The organism is Streptomyces sp. NPDC032721 (assembly GCF_055579625.1).
Genome location: NZ_JBVIMX010000012.1, coordinates 152,238 through 168,246, shown reverse-complemented (window position 1 = coordinate 168,246; position 16,009 = coordinate 152,238). Strand labels below are relative to the sequence as shown.

The window sequence follows — 16,009 nt, the reverse complement described above, 5'->3', positions numbered from 1 at the left end:
TTCGGGGTGGCCGGGCGAGCAGACTCGTGGGTGGAGAGCGTGGCGTGTGCCGCGCGGAGAGGATGGGGTCATGACGACGGTGCACGCGACCCTGGACAGCCCGCTGGGCGAGTTGCTGCTGGTCGGGGTGGAGTCGGCGGCGGCGCCCGGTGGGGTCGCGCTGAGTTCGCTGTCCGTGCCGGGGCAGAAGGGCGGGGTGGTCGTACGGGACGGCTGGCGGCTCGCGCCGGAGCTGTTCGGCGGGGTGGGTGAGCAGCTGAAGGCGTACTTCGCCGGGGAGCTGACCCGTTTCGAGGTGGCGTACGCGGAGGGTTCCGGTACGGAGTTCCAGCGGCGGGTGTGGGGTGCGGTCGACGCGGTGCCGTACGGGGAGACGACGTCGTACGGGAAGCTGGCCGAGTCGATCGGGGCCTCTCGGGCGGCGGTCCGGGCGGTCGGTACCGCGATCGGGCGCAATCCGCTGCTGGTGCTGCGGCCCTGCCACCGGATCGTCGGCGCGGACGGCTCGCTGACCGGGTACGCGGGCGGGCTGGAGCGCAAGCGGCTGCTCCTGGAGCTGGAAGGCGGCTCCCGGGGGTGAGCGGGCTCTTCTCGCTGCCCAGGGCGGAGGTGGCGCCGGGGGCCGTGCACGTTCCCGGGTGGCTTTCGCTCCAGGAGCAGCGGGAGTTGGTGGTGGCGTGCCGGGAGTGGGCGCGGGGGCCCGTGCCGCTGCGGCGGACGCGGCTGCCGGGCGGCGGGGTGATGTCGGTGCGGTCGGTGGGGGTGGGCTGGCACTGGGAGCCGTACCGCTACGTGCGTACGGCCGACGGGGTGCCGGTGGCCGAATTCCCCGGCTGGCTGGGCGATCTGGGGCGCCGCGCGCTGGTCGCCGCGTACGGGAAGGACCGTGCCGGGCACGTGTGCGCGCCGGGCGGGGACGCGTACGCACCGGACATGGCGCTGGTCAACTTCTATGACGGCGAGGCCCGGATGGGCATGCACCAGGACCGGGAGGAGCGGTCGTCCGCGCCGGTGGTGTCGCTCAGCATCGGTGACAGCTGTGTCTTCCGGCTGGGCAACACCGAGGGGCGTGGACGGCCTTACCGGGACGTGGAGTTGGGGTCGGGCGACCTGTTCGTCTTCGGGGGCGCGTCGCGGTTCGCGTACCACGGGGTGCCGAAGGTGCGGCCGGGGACGGGGGATCCCGCGACCGGGCTGGCGGGCGGCCGGCTGAACATCACGCTGCGGGAGACCGGGCTGGGCTGACCGCGGCCGTCGTCGGCGTCGGTCCGGTCAGCGGTGGCTGCGGGAGTTGCCGAAGAGGATGCGGTACGCGATCAGCAGGACGAGCGAGCCGCCGATGGCCGCGAGCCAGGTCGGGCCGTCGTAGAACTGGTTGGCGATCTCGCGGTCGAAGAAGCGCGTCGAGATCCAGCCACCGAGGAACGCGCCCGCGATGCCGATCACCGTGGTGCCGACCAGGCCGCCCGGGTCGCGGCCGGGCAGCAGGACCTTGGCGATGACTCCGGCGATCAGGCCGAGGACTATCCAGCCGAGGATGCTCATTGGGACTCCCCCTGTGTGCTGTGGGTGTGCTGTGCATATATGCGTCTTCCTGGGAGGACGCATCCGGAGTCGCGAGGGTTGCGCAGCTCAGCGGGGGTTCTGCTCGGTCAGCGGGCGGCGAAGGGCTGGTCCGTGGGGACGATTTCCTTGCCGAGGGGCAGCAGGGAGACCGGGATCATCTTGAAGTTGGCGATACCGAAGGGGATTCCGACGATGGTGACGCACAGGAGGACGCCGGTGACGATGTGGCCCAGGGCGAGCCACCAGCCCGCGAGGACCAGCCACAGGACGTTGCCGACGCAGGAGGGGGCGCCCGCGTCGCGGCGGTCGACGACGGTCTGGCCGAAGGGCCACAGCGCGTACAGGCCGATCCGGAAGGCGGCCAGGCCGAACGGGATGCCGATGACGGTGATGCACAGGATGAGGCCCGCGACCAGGTAGCCGAGGAAGAGCCAGAAGCCGCTGAGGACCAGCCATATGACGTTCAGGATTGTCTTCATGGGCGGTGTCCTGCCATCTGTTCGAGTCGGGCGATGCGTTCCGCCATGGGCGGGTGGGTCGAGAACAGCTTCGCGGTGCCCTGGCCGGGCCGGAAGGGGTTCGCGATCATCATGTGGCTCGCGGTCTCGATCCGGGGCTCGGGGGGCAGCGGCAACTGCTTGGTCCCGGCGTCGAGTTTACGGAGTGCGCTGGCCAGCGCGAGGGGGTCGCCGGTGAGCTGGGCGCCCGAGGCGTCGGCCTCGTACTCGCGGGAGCGGCTGACGGCGAGCTGGATGACGGAGGCGGCGATCGGCCCCAGGATCATGATCAGCAGCATGCCGAAGATGCCGGGGCCCTCGTCGTTGCTGGATCTGCCGCTGGGGATCAGCCAGGCGAAGTTGACCAGGAACATCACGACGGAGGCGAGGGCTCCGGCGACCGAGGAGATGAGGATGTCGCGGTTGTAGACGTGGCTCAGCTCGTGGCCGATGACGCCGCGCAGCTCGCGCTCGTCGAGGATCTGGAGGATGCCCTCGGTGCAGCAGACGGCCGCGTTGCGCGGGTTGCGGCCGGTGGCGAAGGCGTTGGGGGCCTGGGTCGGCGAGATGTAGAGGCGGGGCATGGGCTGGCGGGCGGCCGTGGACAGCTCGCGGACCATGCGGTAGAGCGCGGGGGCCTCGAACTCGCTGACCGGGCGGGCCCGCATGGCGCGCAGTGCCAGCTTGTCGCTGTTCCAGTACGCGTAGGCGTTGGTGCCCAGCGCCACGAGGAGCGCGACCAGCAGTCCCGTACGGCCGAAGAAGCTGCCGATGAGGAGGATCAGCGCGGACATTCCCCCGAGGAGTACCGCTGTCTTCAGTCCGTTGTGCCGGCGGTGCACGGTGCGCCCTCCAAATGGTGCGGCAGGGGAACTGCTTGCTCTGGTGCTTCCACTGTTCAGTGGACCCTCCCTTACTGGTCAACGCCAGGCGGGGGGAGCTAGTTCCCTTGTGCACCGGGGAGGGCGGTTAGGCCGTCCGGGGTCGTGCCGTACCGCTACTGGAAGAGGTTGCCGGTGGCGAAGCGGAGGATCAGCTGGGGGGCGCCGGAGAGGGCGATTCCGGCGATCAGGGTGAGGACGATCGCGGTGGCGAGGGGGGCGGGGACGCGGCGGGGGGCCTTGGCGGTCACGTCCTTGGTGTCCGTGGCGTCCTTGGGGGTGCGGAAGAGCAGGGCCGTCCACTGGAGGTAGTAGTAGAGGGCGATCACGACGTTCACGGCCATGACGGCGGCCAGCCAGGCCAGGCCCGCGTCGACGGCCGCCGAGAAGACGGCGACCTTCGCGAAGAGGCCGATGATGCCCGGCGGCAGGCCGGCCAGGCAGAGCAGGAAGAAGCCGAGGGCGAGCGCCGCCAGGGGGTTGGTGGCGTACAGGCCGCGGTAGTCGGCAATGCGGTGCAGGGGCTTGGTGCGGGCGACGAGGGCGGCCACGGCGAAGGCGCCGAGGTTCACGACGGCGTACATCAGGGCGTACGCGACGGTCGAGCCGATCTGGTTGTCGCTGGTGTACGCGGCGGCGGCGATCGGGACCAGGAGGTAGCCGGCCTGGCCGACGGAGGACCAGGCGAGCAGGCGGACCGCGCTGTACGCGCGCGTGGCCGACTGGCGCAGGGCGGCCAGGTTGCCGACGGTCATGGTGAGGGCGGCGAGTACGGCCAGTGCGGGGCCCCAGACGTCGGCGTACGACGGGAAGGCGACGACGGTGACCAGGATGAGGCCGGAGAAGCCGACCGCCTTACCGATCACCGAGAGGTACGCGGCGATCGGGAGCGGGGCGCCGACGTAGGTGTCGGGGACCCAGAAGTGGAAGGGTGCGGCGGCCGTCTTGAAGGCGAAGCCGACCAGGGTGAGGGCGACGCCCGCCTGGGCGAGGGTGTCCAGCTGGGCGGGTACGTCGTCGAGGCGGGTGGCGATCTCGGTGAGGTGCATGGTGCCGGTGGTGGCGTACACGAAGCTGACGCCGAGGAGCATCACGGCGGTCGCGGTGACCGAGGAGAGGAAGAACTTCAGGGCGGCTTCCGAGGACCGCTTGTCGCCGCGTCGCAGGCCCACCAGTGCGAAGGCGGGGAGGGAGGCGACTTCGAGGGCGACGACGAGGGTGGCGAGGTCGCGGGCGGCGGGCAGCAGGGCCGCTCCGGCGGCGGAGGACAGCAGCAGGAACCAGTACTCGCCGGCCGGGAGCCTGTCGGCCTCGTCCTTGGTGGCGGTGATCGACAGGAGTGCGGTGAGGAGGGCGCCGCCGAGCACCAGGGCCTGGATGACCAGGGCGAAGTAGTCGGCGGTGTAGCTGCACACCGTGGCGTCGTCGATCAGGCAGAAGGTCTTGTGGGTGCCCTTGCGGAGCGGGACCAGGGCGACCAGGGCGGCGGCCAGTCCCGCGACGGCGGCCAGGCCCAGGAGGTGCTTGCGGCCCTCCCGTACGAACAGGTCGGCGACCAGGATCAGCAGTGCCACGGCCGCCGCGATGACGGGCGGGGCGATGGCGAGCCAGTCGACGGACTGGACCAGGGACGGGGCGGCTGCGGCGGCCACGGTCACGACTTGCCTCCTGCGAGGAGCTTCTGGACGGCCGGGTCGGTGAGGCCGAGGAGGGCTGCGGGCCAGAGGCCGGCGAGGACGGTGAGGGCGACGAGCGGGGTCCAGGACGCGTACTCGTAGCCCCGGACGTCGGCGACGGGCTCGGCGTTCTCGCGGCGCTCCCCCATGCAGACGCGGCGTACGACGATCAGCAGGTACGCGGCGGTGAGCAGCGTGCCGAGGCCGGCGATCGCCATGAAGGTGAGGAAGGCGGGGCGGCTGAGTCCTTCGGCGGGGTCGAAGGCGCCGAACATGGTCAGCATCTCGCCCCAGAATCCGGCCAGTCCCGGCAGGCCGAGGGAGGCGACGGCGCCGAAGGCCAGGAGGGCGCCGAAGCGGGGGGCGCTGCCGTAGAGGGCGGCGCCGGTGGCTCCGGCGAGGGTGTCGAGGTCGGCGGTGCCGTAGCGGTCCTTGAGGGCGCCGACCAGGAAGAAGAGCAGGCCGGTGATGAGGCCGTGGGCGATGTTGGCGAAGAGCGCGCCGTTGATGCCGGTGGGGGTCATGGAGGCGATGCCCAGGAGCACGAAGCCCATGTGGCCGACGGAGGAGTACGCGATGAGGCGCTTGAGGTCGCCCTTGTTGCCCTTGCGGGCGAGGGAGAGGCAGATCAGCGACCCGTAGATGATGCCGACGACGGCGAAGGCGGCGAGGTACGGGGCGAAGGTGTGCATGCCTTCGGGGGCGATGGGGAGGGCGATCCGGACGAACCCGTACGTGCCCATCTTGAGCAGGACGCCGGCGAGGAGGACCGAGCCGACGGTGGGGGCGGCGGTGTGGGCGTCCGGGAGCCAGCTGTGCAGGGGCCACATCGGGGTCTTGACCGCGAGGCCGACGGCGATCGCGAGAACTGCCGTGACCTGCACGGACGTTGTCAGTCCCCGGCCGTTGTCAGTGGCGAGTGCCACCATGTCGAAGGTGCCGGACTTCAGGCCGATGAGGAGGAGGCCGAGCAGCATCACGACGGAGCCGAGCAGCGTGTAGAGGATGAACTTCCAGGCGGCCTGCGTCTTCCGGGCGCCGCCCCAGCGGGCGATCAGGAAGTACATCGGGATGAGGACCATCTCGAAGGCCAGGAAGAACAGGACCAGGTCGAGGACGGCGAAGGTGGCGAGGGTGCCGGACTCCAGGACGAGGAGGAGTGCGACGAATGCCTTCGGGGACGGGCCCGCCGGCATCTTGAAGTAGCTGTAGAGCGCGCAGAGGAAGGTCAGCAGCGCGGTCAGGACCAGGAGGGGGAGCGAGATGCCGTCGGTGCCGAGGTGGATCCGGATGTCGAACGCCGGGATCCAGGCGATGTCCGTGGTGGCCTGCATCTTCGCCGGGTGGCTGTGGTCGAAGCCGAGGGCCAGGACCAGGGTGGCGAGCAGGATCACGCCGGTGACGACGATGCCGTGGCGGAGCACGGCCTGGTCGGGCGACTTCCCCTTCAGCCCGGGCGGGGCCGGGAGGAGGGCTGCGGCGGCGCCGATGAGCGGGCCGACGACGATCAACGCGAGAAGGAACTGCATCACGGATTCGCTGATATCGATCATGGCTCACGCTCCGGCGGCGGCGACGAGGACGGCGGCGATCGCCAGGACGACGGAACCGGCGAGCAGCGCGGCCAGGTAGGTCTGCACGTTGCCGGTCTGGGTGAAGCGGACGGCGGTGCCCAGCCAGCGCGGAAGGGTGCCCGCGGCCCGGACGTACGTGTCGATGACCTCCCGGTCGAGGAAGCGGGCCAGCTCGGCGCCCGCCCGGACGGGGCGGACGAAGAGGGTGCGGTAGAGGGCGTCCAGGTGGAAGCCGGTGGCCGCGTGGCGGTACAGGGGGCCGAGGAGGAGGCGGCCGGGGTCGGCGGGGTCGGGGGCGGAGGCGATGTCGCCGTAGGCCGCCTTGTGGGTGGCGATGGCTTCCTCTTCGGAGGTGGCCGGGTCGGAGTCGGGGTGGGCGGCCACCGCGCCAAGGGGGATGTTGCTGCCGGCCCGGTAGCGGAGCGCGCGCCAGGCGGCGTACGTCATGATCCCGCCGACGGCGGCGACACCGGTGCCGAGGATGGCGGTGGTGACGGTCGGGGTCAGCGAGTGGACGTCGAACCAGCCCGCGAGCTGTCCGACGGCCAGGCCGAGCGCGAGCGAGGGGACGGCCAGCACCCAGAGGGTGGCGGTCATGGCGACCGGCTGCTTGCCGTGGTCCGGGGCGGTGGGGCCGTGCCCCCGGAAGGCGAGGAGCCAGAGGCGGGTGGCGTAGGCGGCGGTGAGGAGGGCGGTGAGCAGACCGGAGACCAGGACGATCCAGCCGGCCGTTCCGGGGGCGGTGGCCGAGTTGCCGAAGGCGGTGTGCTCGGCGGCGACCAGGACGGCTTCCTTGGAGAAGAAGCCCGCGAACGGGGGGATGGCGGCGAGCGCGAGGAGCGCGATCGTCATCGTCCAGAACGCGTCGGGGACCTGCTTGGCGAGGCCGCCCATGCGGGACATGGCGGCCAGGGAGTTGGTGCCGGCGGCGTGGATGATCACGCCGGCGCCGAGGAAGAGGAGCGCCTTGAAGGCGCCGTGGGACAGGAGGTGGAAGACGGCGGCACCGGCGTCGCCGACGGCGAGGGCGCCGGTCATGTAGCCGAGCTGGCCGATGGTCGAGTAGGCGAGGACCCGTTTGATGTCGTCCTGCGCGAGCGCGGCGAGGGCCGAGCCGACCATCGTCACGGCGGCCATCACCGCGAGGACGGTCATGGCGGCCGCCGAGGACGCGAAGACGGGGAGGAGGCGGGCCACGAAGTAGATACCGGCGGCGACCATCGTCGCGGCGTGGATCAGCGCGGAGACGGGGGTCGGGCCCGCCATCGCGTCGGGCAGCCAGGTGTGCAGCGGGAACTGGGCCGACTTGCCCGCGACTCCGACGGTCAGCAGCAGGGCGATGAGGGTCGGGTGGGCGAGGCCGTTCTGGTGGACGTGCTCGATGATGTCGGCGATCCGGAACGTGCCGGTGTCTCCGGCGAGGACGAACAGGCCGAACAGGAAGGGGACGTCGCCCAGCTTGGTGACCAGGAAGGCCTTGAGGGAGGCGGCGCGGGCCTCGGGCGTCTCCCAGTAGTGGCCGACCAGGAAGTACGAGCAGATGCCCATGATCTCCCAGCCGACCAGGAGCACCATCAGGTCGCCGGAGTAGACGACGAGGAGCATCGCGGCGGTGAAGAGGGAGACGAGAGCGGCGTACGAGGCGTAGCGCGGGTCGTCGCGGAGGTAGGCCGTCGAGTAGGCCTGGACGCAGGTCGCGACGACGGTCACCAGGACGGCGACCAGGGCCGCGAAGCCGTCGATGTGCAGGGCCAGGTCGATGGGGATCGAGCCGGTCGGGGTGAGTTCGGTGGCGGCGTCGATGGGCTGCCCGCCGCCCTGGCGTACGGCGACGGTGACCGCGAGCGCGAGGGCCGCCACGGTGGGCAGCAGGGCCAGCGGGCGTACGAAGCCGGGGGTGTTGCGGCCGAGCAGCAGGCCCGCGACGGCGCCCAGGAACGGGAGGAGGGGGACGAGGACGGCGAGGGTCGTGGTGGTCACGCGGCGGCCTCTGCCTTCTGTGCCGGGTCGTTGCCGGTGGTGGGTCCTTCGGTCCCGTCATCGGTTCCGTCTTCGGCCGCTGACTCGGCGGTGTCACGGAGCTTGTCGATGTCCGAGGTGCCTCGGTTGCGGTAGACCATCAGGACGATCGCCAGGCCGATGCCGATCTCGGCGGCGGCGATGGCGATGGTGAAGAGGGTCAGGGCCTGGCCGCCGTGCAGGGTGTCGCGGAGCCAGACGTCGAAGGCGACCAGGTTGAGGTTGACGGCGTTGAGCATCAGCTCGACCGACATCAGGACCAGGATCGCGTTGCGGCGGGCGAGGACGCCGTAGAGACCGACGCAAAAGAGGAGGGCGGCGAGCACTGCGGGATAGGCGAGGTGCATCAGCTCTGCTCCTTCTTCGGGCTGGTGTCGGCCTTCCGGTTGCTGTCGGCCTTCCGGCTGCTGTCGGCTGCTGCGGCCGCGTTCTTGCGGGAGAGGACGATCGCGCCGACCAGGGCGGCCAGGAGCAGGACCGAGAGTGCTTCGAAGGGCAGCACCCAGTGCTGGAAGAGGAACTCGCCGGTGAGCTTGGTGGAGCCCTGGACCGGTCCGTCCAGGTCGATCCAGGTGTGCCGGAACGCGTCGACGACCACCCAGACCAGGGCCGCGGCCGCCGCGACGGCCACCGCGACGGCGACCGGGCGGTTGCCCGAATCGGCGTCCGGGGAGCGGCCGATGGGGGCCCTGGTGAGCATGAGCCCGAAGAGGAGGAGCACGACGACCGAGCCGACGTAGATCAGTACCTGGACCCAGGCGATGAACTCGGCGGTGAGCAGGAGGTACTCGACGGCCAGACCGCCGAGGGCGACGACCAGCCAGAGGGCGGCGTGCACCAGCTGCTTGGTGGTGACCGTGATGACGGCCGCGCCGAGGGTGACGAGGCCGACCAGCAGGAAGGCGATCTCGACGCCGGTCGGGGAGAGGAAGCCGTGGGAGGCGGCGGCGAGGTGCGGGGTGGTCATGCCGGACCCTCCTGCTGCTGGGCCTCGGCTGCCTGCTGGGCCTCGGCTGCTTGCTGGGCCGCTTCGAGCTTTTCGGCGGCCTTGCGGGCTGCCGCGATCTCCTTCGGCTCCTCGGCGCCGGGGTCCAGGGCGGGCGGCTCGGGGACGGTCCACATCCACTCGCGGAGCTTGTCGCGCTCGTGGGTGAGTTCGTGGATGTCGGTCTCCGCGTACTCGAACTCCGGCGACCAGAAGAGGGCGTCGAAGGGGCACACCTCGATGCAGATCCCGCAGTACATGCACAGCGAAAAGTCGATGGCGAAGCGGTCGAGGACGTTCCGGCTGCGCTCGCGGCCGCCGGGGGCGGCGGCCGGCACCGTCTCCTTGTGGGAGTCGATGTAGATGCACCAGTCGGGGCACTCGCGGGCGCACAGCATGCAGACCGTGCAGTTCTCCTCGAAGAGACCGATCACGCCGCGCGTACGGGGCGGGAGTTCGGGCTGCTTGTCGGGGTACTGCGCGGTGACGGTCTTCTTCGTCATCGTGCGGAGGGTGACGGCGAGGCCCTTGGCGAGGCCACTCCCTGGGATGGGTGCCATGACTACTGGATCGCCACCTTCACGATGCCGGTGAGCGCGATCTGCGCGAGTGCGAGCGGGATGAGTACGGTCCAGGACAGCTTCTGGAGCTGGTCCTCGCGGAGGCGGGGATAGCTGACGCGGAGCCAGATCACGACGAAGGCGAGGACGGCCGTCTTGAGGAGGGTCCAGACCCAGCCGAGCCCTTCCGCGCCCCACGGGCCGTGCCAGCCGCCGAGGAACAGGACGGTGGTCAGGCCGCAGACGATGACGATGCCCGCGTACTCGGCGAGCAGGAACAGTGCGAAGCGCAGTCCCGTGTACTCGGTGTACGCGCCGAAGATGATCTCCGAGTCGGCGATCGGGGCGTCGAACGGGGGGCGTTGGAGCTCGGCGAGACCGGCCGTGAAGAACACGAACGCGCCGATCAGCTGCCAGGGCAGCCACCACCACTCCCACGCGTCCAGGATGCCGCCGAGCGAGACCGTGCCGGCGGCCATCGCCACCGAGGCGGCAGCCAGCAGCATGGGCAGCTCGTACGCGAGGAGCTGAGCGGCCGTGCGCAGGCCGCCGAGCAGCGAGAACTTGTTGGCCGATGCCCAGCCGGCCATGAGCGAGCCGAGGACTCCGACGCCCATGACGGCGAGCACGTAGAAGATGCCCGCGTCGATGGACTGGCCGACCGCCGTCTCGCTCGGGCCGATCGGGATGACCAGGAGGACCAGGAGGTAAGGGAGGAGGGCGACGGCGGGCGCGAGCTGGAAGATCCGGCGGTCGGCGCCGTTCGGAACCACGTCCTCCTTCTGCGCGAACTTCACGCCGTCGGCGACGAGCTGGGCCCAGCCGTGGAAACCGCCCGCGTACATGGGGCCGAGGCGGCCCTGCATGTGCGCCATCACCTTGTGCTCGGTCTGGCCGACCACCAGGGGCAGGACCAGGAAGAGGACGAAGACGAGGATCAGCCGGAGGGCGACGTCGAGTACGTCGTTCACGCGGTATCGCCTCCGGCGGGGGTGGGGTTGTCGGGGTCAGCGTCAGGGTTGGGGTTCGCGTCGGAGCCGGGGGTGGCGTCGGAGCCGGGGTCGCTGTCGCGTGCCGCCTCGGCGGGCGGGTTCGCGGGGGCCGCGTCCGGGTCGGGGGCGAAGGCGGGCTTCGGGTCGTGCCAGGGGGCGTCCGAAGCGGGGGCGGGACGAGTCGGCCGTGCATTGCTGCCGGTTCCGCTTTCCGGCGACGCCACTGGGGCAGCGGGGGGCTCGGGGGCCGCAGGTGCCTCCGGGGCTGCCGGTGTCTCCGGGGCTGCCGGGGCCGCCTGCTGGCTGGCTGAGCCGTCTGCCGCGCTGCGGGAGCGGCGGGGCCTGGGTGTCGGGGCCGCGGGCGCGGCGGGTGCGTCCGTTGTGGCGGGTGCGGCGGGTGCGGCGGGAGTCTCCGTCGTGTCCGGAGTGGGCTCCGTCGCCTGGGACGCCGAGCCCTCGGTCACGCTGCGGCTGCGGCGGGGCGGCCGGTCGGTCGCGGCCGTGCCTGCCGCACCTGCCGCGCGGGCTCCCCTGGCCGGGCGGTCGGCACCGGCACCGGCACCGGCACCACCCGCCGCACGGGCGCCCCTGGCCGGGCGGGCCGGTGCGGGTGGGAGCTGGCCCTTGAGGGGGCCCCATTCGTTCGGGTCCGGGACGCCCGGCGGGAGCATCTGGCGGCGCTTGGGGCCGCCGTGCTCCGACTCCCCCGGCTCCTTGGCGCCGGGCCACGCCTTGGCCACGCGGGCGGCCAGCACGAAGTCCTTGCGGAGGGGGTGGCCCTCGAAGGTGTCCGGGAGGAGCAGGGGTACGAGGTGGGGGTGGTCGGTGAAGTCGATGCCGAACATCTCGTGCGTCTCGCGCTCGTGCCAGGCGGCACCGGCGTAGATCTCGACGGCCGTCGGCAGCACGGCGGCCGAGTGCGGGACCGTCGTACGGACCAACAGGCGTCGCACCGCACGGCCTTCGAGGGCGACGACGTGTGCGGACACCCGGAAGCCGCTGCCGGGCTCGTCGACCGCGCTCAGCCAGTCGAAGTAGGTGCAGCCCAGCTTGTCGCGGGAGATCTCCAGCGCGGCGATCCACGAGCCGGCGGGCACGTCGACCGTCAGCAGGTCGTACGTCCGCTCGGCGGTGGCCTCTTCGCCGAAGATCTCGGTGACGTTGTCGGGCAGGGCGTCGTAAGCGTTCACCGGTCGGCTCCCGTGACGGGCGGGGGCGGGGGCGTGACCAGTCCGCTCTGCAACGAGGAAACGGACGGCCGGGCCCCGGAGTTCCCGTACCGCTCCCCCAGCGATTCGCGGGCGATCTTCTCCTGGAGCTTGAGGATGCCCTGGAGGAGGGCCTCCGGGCGGGGCGGGCAACCCGGGACGTACACGTCGACCGGGATGATCTGGTCGACGCCCTTGGTGACGGAGTACGAGTCCCAGTACGGGCCGCCGCAGTTGGAGCAGGCGCCGAAGGAGATCACGTACTTGGGCTCGGGCATCTGCTCGTAGAGCCGCTTCACGGCCGGGGCCATCTTGTCCGTGACCGTGCCGGACACGACCATCAGGTCGGCCTGGCGCGGGCCGGGCGCGAAGGGGATCACGCCGAGCCGGATGAAGTCGTGGCGGGCCATCGAGGCCGCGATGAACTCGATGGCGCAGCAGGCGAGGCCGAAGTTGAACACCCAGAGGCTGTAGCGGCGGCCCCAGTTGAGGACCACCTTCATCGGCTCGGGCGCGAGGCGGGAGAGGACACCGAGTCGCTGCGGGGTGGGCAGGTCCACCGGGGCGGCGGCCGGAGCGGTGTCCGGGGCGGCTGCCGAAGTGGCCGCCCGGGGAGCGGGGGTCACGTCCATTCGAGGACGCCCTTCTTGTATGCGTACAGCAGACCGACGGCCAGGAAGCCGAGGAAGATGAACATCTCGATGAGCGTCGTGGCGCCGTAGCCGGCCGCCGCGAAGACCGTCGCCCACGGGAAGAGGAAGATCGAGTCGACGGCGAAGATCACGTACAGGAACGCGTAGACGTAGTAGCGGACCTGGGTGTGTGCCCAGCCCTCGCCGACGGGGTCGACTCCGCACTCGTAGGTCAGGAGCTTCTCGGGCGTCGGCACCACCGGGCGCAGCAGCCGTCCCGCGCCGAAGGCGACGGCGACGAAGAGCACGCCGATGACGGCGAGCAGTCCGACCACCGAGTAGCTCTGGAAGTAGTCCGCGGCCAAGTGCGCTGGTGACGAATGTGCGGACGCCGGTTGCGCGGCGGCCCATTCGATCGGCACGGTCGGTTCCGGCACGCCCCGTCCCTCGCTCCCCGGCCTTTCGGCGCCCTGTTGTGTTCGTCTTGACGGTCGTCGATCTGTACCCAGGGGAGTCTAGGGCCTGGTAAACCGGCGGTAGGCAGTCCTGCCCCAGGAGAAACGGGGCGGCGGGGGTGGGGTTGTCCCCACCCCTGGTCGCTGGCCCACCCCATGGCGTCGGGGTGCGCGGCCGGGCAGGCTGGGGCCCATGACCGCCAGCTCCGGTGCACACAGGCCCGGCTCCGACCTGCCTCCGCCCCACAGTTTCGCCTTCGGACGGCATACGTGGAAGGAGGTCGCGCACCTGCTGCTCAACCTTCCCGCCGCGCTGTTCGGCTTCCTGGCCACGGTGATCGTCATCGTGCTCGGCAGCGGTCTGGCGGTGACGGTGGTCGGGCTGCCGCTGCTGGCGGCGGGGCTGTGCGGGGCGCGTTTGATCGGGCGCTCGGAACGGGCACGCGCGCGTGCGCTGCTCGGGGTGCGGGTGGACGAGCCGAGTCCGCTGCGTGCCGCCCAGGCGCAGGAGGGCTTCTTCCCCTGGCTGTGGACTGCGCTCAAGGACCCGGTGGGCTGGCGGTCGGTGCTGTACTCGGTGATCAGGCTGCCGTGGGGGGTGGTGACGTTCGCGCTGGCGCTGGTGAGCGTGCTGGTGCTGTGGCCGGTGCTGGGTTACGTGGCCCGGGGGCTGGCCAATGTGGACCGGGTGATGGTGCGTGGGCTGCTGTCGCCGTCGGGCGAGTTGGAGCGTCGGATCGCGGAGCTGGAGTCGGACCGGGGCGTGGTGGTCGACACCGCCGCCGCCGACCTGCGGCGCATCGAACGCGACCTGCACGACGGGGCGCAGGCCCGGCTGGTCGCGCTCGCCATGGGTCTCGGGCTGGCGAAGGAGAAGCTGCTCGACGATCCGGAGACCGCCGCGCAGATGGTCGGCGAGGCGCACGGCGAGGTGAAGCTGGCATTGCAGGAGCTGCGTGACCTGGCCCGGGGCATTCACCCGGCGGTGCTCACCGACCGGGGCCTGGACGCCGCGCTCTCGGCGATCGCCTCCCGGTGCACGGTGCCGGTGACGGTGACCGCGCAGCTGGGCGAGCGGCCGGCGGAGGCCATCGAGGGGATCGCGTACTTCACGGTGTCCGAGCTCCTGCAGAACGTCAGCAAGCACAGCGGTGCGCGGACGGCGTCGGTGGACGTGTGGCGCTCGGGGAACCGGCTGCTGATCCAGGTACGGGACGACGGGCGGGGCGGCGCCCAACTGGACGGGGGCACGGGGATGTCCGGCCTCGCGGACCGGCTGGGCGCGGTGGACGGCCTCTTCACGGTGGACTCGCCGGTGGGTGCGGGCACGACGGTGACGGCGGAACTTCCCTGGCGGGAACGGGCGGAGAAGGCCCGCACCCGCATCTGAGGTCCGTCGGGCGGTTCCCCGGGGCCGTCGGGGGTGGGGAAAACCCCAGGACAAGACTGCGCTTTACCGCATGGTGGCGGAAGGCGCGAGGCCGCAGGCTTGAAGAACACAGAAGAACCCATGAAGTACACAGAAGAACCACGGAAGAACCTCAGCAGGCCTCGCAGCTCGCATGGAAGAACGGACGGCATCATGGCCACGGATTACGCACCTCGGACCCGGGAGCACCGGGTCCCGGCGGTACTGCGCGCGCCGCTCGCGGCCCGCACCTGGCGCGAATTCGGCTACCTCCTGCTCAGCCTGCCGATCAGCCTCGTCGTCTTCGTCACCGCGATCTTCACGATCACCCTCGGGGCCGGCCTGCTGATCACCTTCCTCGGCATACCGATCCTGGCGGGCGGCCTCGCCCTGCTGCGCGGCTTCGGTGCGATGGAGCGGGCCCGCGCCCGGGCCCTGCTGGACCTGGACGTGCCGTCGCCCCGCCCGCTGCTCGCTTCCGAGACCGGGCTGATGGGCTGGGTGGGGACGCTCCTCAAGAGCGGGGTGTCCTGGCGGCACCTGCTGTACGGGCTGTTGCACATGCCGTGGGCGATCTTCGCCTTCACCGTCTCGGTGGTCTTCTGGATGTACGGGCTGGCGGCGCTGACCTACCCGCTGTACCAGTGGGCGTTCTCCTCGCCGAACGGCGGCGGCATCCAGTTCTACGGAGACGCCGAGCACCAGATGTACCTCGACTCGCCCCCCGAGATAGCCCTGGTCAGTGCGATCGGCCTGGTGATCGTGCTGGTGTGTCCGTGGGTCACCCGGGCGCTGGTGTCGGTGGACCGGCTGATGGTGGCCGGGCTGCTCGGCCCGTCCGCCCTGGACAGCCGGGTGAGCGAGCTGGAGTCGGACCGGGGCGTGGTGGTCGACACCGCCGCCGCCGACCTGCGGCGCATCGAACGCGACCTGCACGACGGGGCGCAGGCCCGGCTGGTCGCCCTCGCCATGGACCTGGGGCTGGCGAAGGAGAAGCTGACCGACGACCCCGAGGCGGCGGCCCGCATGGTGGACGAGGCGCACGGCGAGGTGAAGGTGGCCCTCCAGGAGCTGCGCGACCTGGCCCGGGGCATCCACCCGGCGGTGCTCACCGACCGGGGCCTGGACGCCGCGCTCTCGGCGATCGCCTCCCGGTGCACAGTGCCCGTGAAGGTGGAGGTGGACCTGCCGGCCAGGCCGGCCGCCGCCATCGAGGGCATCGCGTACTTCACCGTCTCCGAGCTCCTGCAGAACGTCAGCAAGCACGCCCGGGCCACGCGGGCTTCGGTCGAGGTGTGGCAGACGTCCGGCAGGCTGATGCTCCAGGTCACCGATGACGGCCGGGGCGGCGCGACCACCAGCGGCGGGTCGGGCCTGGCGGGCCTGACGGAGCGGCTGGACGCGGTGGACGGAATCCTGGTCGTGGACTCCCCCGTCGGCGGCCCGACCACCGTCACCGCCGAGCTCCCCTGGCGCGGCTGACTCCGCTCGCTCGGCCGGCTCCGCTGGGTGTCGGCCGGCTCCGCTCCGTAGTGCCGACCCCCGCTTTCCCGCCA

At 71.5% G+C, this 16,009-nt stretch carries 17 protein-coding genes; 4 read left to right on the top strand and 13 right to left on the bottom strand.

The window, feature by feature from the left end:
• Nucleotides 1–70: 70 nt before the first annotated feature.
• Nucleotides 71–580 carry a methylated-DNA--[protein]-cysteine S-methyltransferase gene (locus ACZ5PB_RS25385; RefSeq protein WP_468694045.1) on the top strand — a complete coding sequence of 170 codons (510 nt, stop codon included), beginning with the start codon at nucleotides 71–73 and terminating at the stop codon, nucleotides 578–580.
• Complete coding sequence (locus ACZ5PB_RS25380) at nucleotides 577–1,245, top strand: alpha-ketoglutarate-dependent dioxygenase AlkB family protein (RefSeq protein WP_468694044.1); 669 nt, start codon at nucleotides 577–579, stop codon at nucleotides 1,243–1,245. Before ACZ5PB_RS25385 ends, ACZ5PB_RS25380 begins: the two co-directional genes overlap by 4 nt.
• Nucleotides 1,246–1,272: 27 nt before the next feature.
• Here ACZ5PB_RS25380 and ACZ5PB_RS25375 read toward each other — a convergent pair whose 3' ends face one another.
• The 13 genes from ACZ5PB_RS25375 to ACZ5PB_RS25315 all read right to left on the bottom strand — a co-directional run bounded on the left by ACZ5PB_RS25375 (nucleotide 1,273) and on the right by ACZ5PB_RS25315 (nucleotide 13,027).
• The gene (locus tag ACZ5PB_RS25375) at nucleotides 1,273–1,545 is read right to left on the bottom strand and encodes a GlsB/YeaQ/YmgE family stress response membrane protein (RefSeq protein WP_468694043.1); all 273 of its coding nucleotides are present in this window, start codon (nucleotides 1,543–1,545) and stop codon (nucleotides 1,273–1,275) included.
• Between the two features lie 107 nt (nucleotides 1,546–1,652).
• Entirely contained in the window at nucleotides 1,653–2,045 is a 393-nt protein-coding gene (locus ACZ5PB_RS25370) for a YccF domain-containing protein (protein ID WP_468694042.1), read from the bottom strand.
• Complete coding sequence (gene htpX / locus ACZ5PB_RS25365) at nucleotides 2,042–2,905, bottom strand: zinc metalloprotease HtpX (RefSeq protein WP_468694041.1); 864 nt, start codon at nucleotides 2,903–2,905, stop codon at nucleotides 2,042–2,044. The genes ACZ5PB_RS25370 and htpX overlap by 4 nt, the downstream gene beginning before the upstream one ends.
• Nucleotides 2,906–3,060: 155 nt before the next feature.
• Nucleotides 3,061–4,602, bottom strand: coding sequence for an NADH-quinone oxidoreductase subunit N (locus tag ACZ5PB_RS25360; RefSeq protein WP_468694040.1), 1,542 nt, complete (start codon nucleotides 4,600–4,602; stop codon nucleotides 3,061–3,063).
• A complete protein-coding gene (locus ACZ5PB_RS25355) occupies nucleotides 4,599–6,173 on the bottom strand; it encodes a complex I subunit 4 family protein (RefSeq protein WP_468694039.1) in 1,575 nt (524 codons plus the stop codon). Before ACZ5PB_RS25355 ends, ACZ5PB_RS25360 begins: the two co-directional genes overlap by 4 nt.
• A gap of 3 nt (nucleotides 6,174–6,176) precedes the next feature.
• Nucleotides 6,177–8,174 (bottom strand): NADH-quinone oxidoreductase subunit 5 family protein, encoded by a 1,998-nt coding sequence (locus ACZ5PB_RS25350; RefSeq protein ID WP_468694038.1) that lies wholly within the window; start codon nucleotides 8,172–8,174, stop codon nucleotides 6,177–6,179.
• Nucleotides 8,171–8,560, bottom strand: a complete 390-nt coding sequence (gene nuoK, locus ACZ5PB_RS25345; RefSeq protein WP_468694037.1) for an NADH-quinone oxidoreductase subunit NuoK — start codon at nucleotides 8,558–8,560, stop codon at nucleotides 8,171–8,173. The genes ACZ5PB_RS25350 and nuoK overlap by 4 nt, the downstream gene beginning before the upstream one ends.
• Nucleotides 8,560–9,180: an NADH-quinone oxidoreductase subunit J family protein gene (locus tag ACZ5PB_RS25340; protein ID WP_468694036.1), complete on the bottom strand. Its 621-nt coding sequence runs from the start codon at nucleotides 9,178–9,180 to the stop codon at nucleotides 8,560–8,562. Before ACZ5PB_RS25340 ends, nuoK begins: the two co-directional genes overlap by 1 nt.
• Nucleotides 9,177–9,758 carry a NuoI/complex I 23 kDa subunit family protein gene (locus ACZ5PB_RS25335; protein ID WP_468694035.1) on the bottom strand — a complete coding sequence of 194 codons (582 nt, stop codon included), beginning with the start codon at nucleotides 9,756–9,758 and terminating at the stop codon, nucleotides 9,177–9,179. Before ACZ5PB_RS25335 ends, ACZ5PB_RS25340 begins: the two co-directional genes overlap by 4 nt.
• A 2-nt stretch (nucleotides 9,759–9,760) precedes the next feature.
• Nucleotides 9,761–10,729 (bottom strand): complex I subunit 1/NuoH family protein, encoded by a 969-nt coding sequence (locus ACZ5PB_RS25330; RefSeq protein WP_468694034.1) that lies wholly within the window; start codon nucleotides 10,727–10,729, stop codon nucleotides 9,761–9,763.
• Nucleotides 10,726–11,940, bottom strand: a complete 1,215-nt coding sequence (locus tag ACZ5PB_RS25325) for an NADH-quinone oxidoreductase subunit C (protein ID WP_468694033.1) — start codon at nucleotides 11,938–11,940, stop codon at nucleotides 10,726–10,728. The genes ACZ5PB_RS25330 and ACZ5PB_RS25325 overlap by 4 nt, the downstream gene beginning before the upstream one ends.
• A complete protein-coding gene (locus ACZ5PB_RS25320) occupies nucleotides 11,937–12,590 on the bottom strand; it encodes an NADH-quinone oxidoreductase subunit B (RefSeq protein ID WP_468694032.1) in 654 nt (217 codons plus the stop codon). The genes ACZ5PB_RS25325 and ACZ5PB_RS25320 overlap by 4 nt, the downstream gene beginning before the upstream one ends.
• On the bottom strand, nucleotides 12,581–13,027 hold the full coding sequence (locus tag ACZ5PB_RS25315; RefSeq protein WP_468694031.1) for an NADH-quinone oxidoreductase subunit A: 447 nt from the start codon (nucleotides 13,025–13,027) through the stop codon (nucleotides 12,581–12,583). The genes ACZ5PB_RS25320 and ACZ5PB_RS25315 overlap by 10 nt, the downstream gene beginning before the upstream one ends.
• Before the next feature lie 211 nt (nucleotides 13,028–13,238).
• Between ACZ5PB_RS25315 and ACZ5PB_RS25310 the strand changes: the two genes are divergently transcribed.
• Together ACZ5PB_RS25310 and ACZ5PB_RS25305 are read left to right on the top strand one after the other, a co-directional pair.
• The gene (locus ACZ5PB_RS25310) at nucleotides 13,239–14,435 is read left to right on the top strand and encodes a sensor histidine kinase (RefSeq protein ID WP_468694030.1); all 1,197 of its coding nucleotides are present in this window, start codon (nucleotides 13,239–13,241) and stop codon (nucleotides 14,433–14,435) included.
• Between the two features lie 192 nt (nucleotides 14,436–14,627).
• Entirely contained in the window at nucleotides 14,628–15,935 is a 1,308-nt protein-coding gene (locus ACZ5PB_RS25305) for a sensor histidine kinase (RefSeq protein WP_468694029.1), read from the top strand.
• The last annotated feature ends 74 nt before the right edge of the window (nucleotides 15,936–16,009 follow it).

Coding starts and splice junctions, on each gene's coding strand:
- ACZ5PB_RS25355 (WP_468694039.1), bottom strand. CDS start 6,173: ATGATCGATATCAGCGAATCCGTGATGCAGTTCCTTCTCGCGTTGATC.
- ACZ5PB_RS25375 (WP_468694043.1), bottom strand. CDS start 1,545: ATGAGCATCCTCGGCTGGATAGTCCTCGGCCTGATCGCCGGAGTCATC.
- ACZ5PB_RS25305 (WP_468694029.1), top strand. CDS start 14,628: ATGGCCACGGATTACGCACCTCGGACCCGGGAGCACCGGGTCCCGGCG.
- ACZ5PB_RS25385 (WP_468694045.1), top strand. CDS start 71: ATGACGACGGTGCACGCGACCCTGGACAGCCCGCTGGGCGAGTTGCTG.
- ACZ5PB_RS25370 (WP_468694042.1), bottom strand. CDS start 2,045: ATGAAGACAATCCTGAACGTCATATGGCTGGTCCTCAGCGGCTTCTGG.
- ACZ5PB_RS25335 (WP_468694035.1), bottom strand. CDS start 9,758: ATGGCACCCATCCCAGGGAGTGGCCTCGCCAAGGGCCTCGCCGTCACC.
- nuoK (WP_468694037.1), bottom strand. CDS start 8,560: ATGCACCTCGCCTATCCCGCAGTGCTCGCCGCCCTCCTCTTTTGCGTC.
- ACZ5PB_RS25320 (WP_468694032.1), bottom strand. CDS start 12,590: ATGGACGTGACCCCCGCTCCCCGGGCGGCCACTTCGGCAGCCGCCCCG.
- ACZ5PB_RS25310 (WP_468694030.1), top strand. CDS start 13,239: ATGACCGCCAGCTCCGGTGCACACAGGCCCGGCTCCGACCTGCCTCCG.
- ACZ5PB_RS25340 (WP_468694036.1), bottom strand. CDS start 9,180: ATGACCACCCCGCACCTCGCCGCCGCCTCCCACGGCTTCCTCTCCCCG.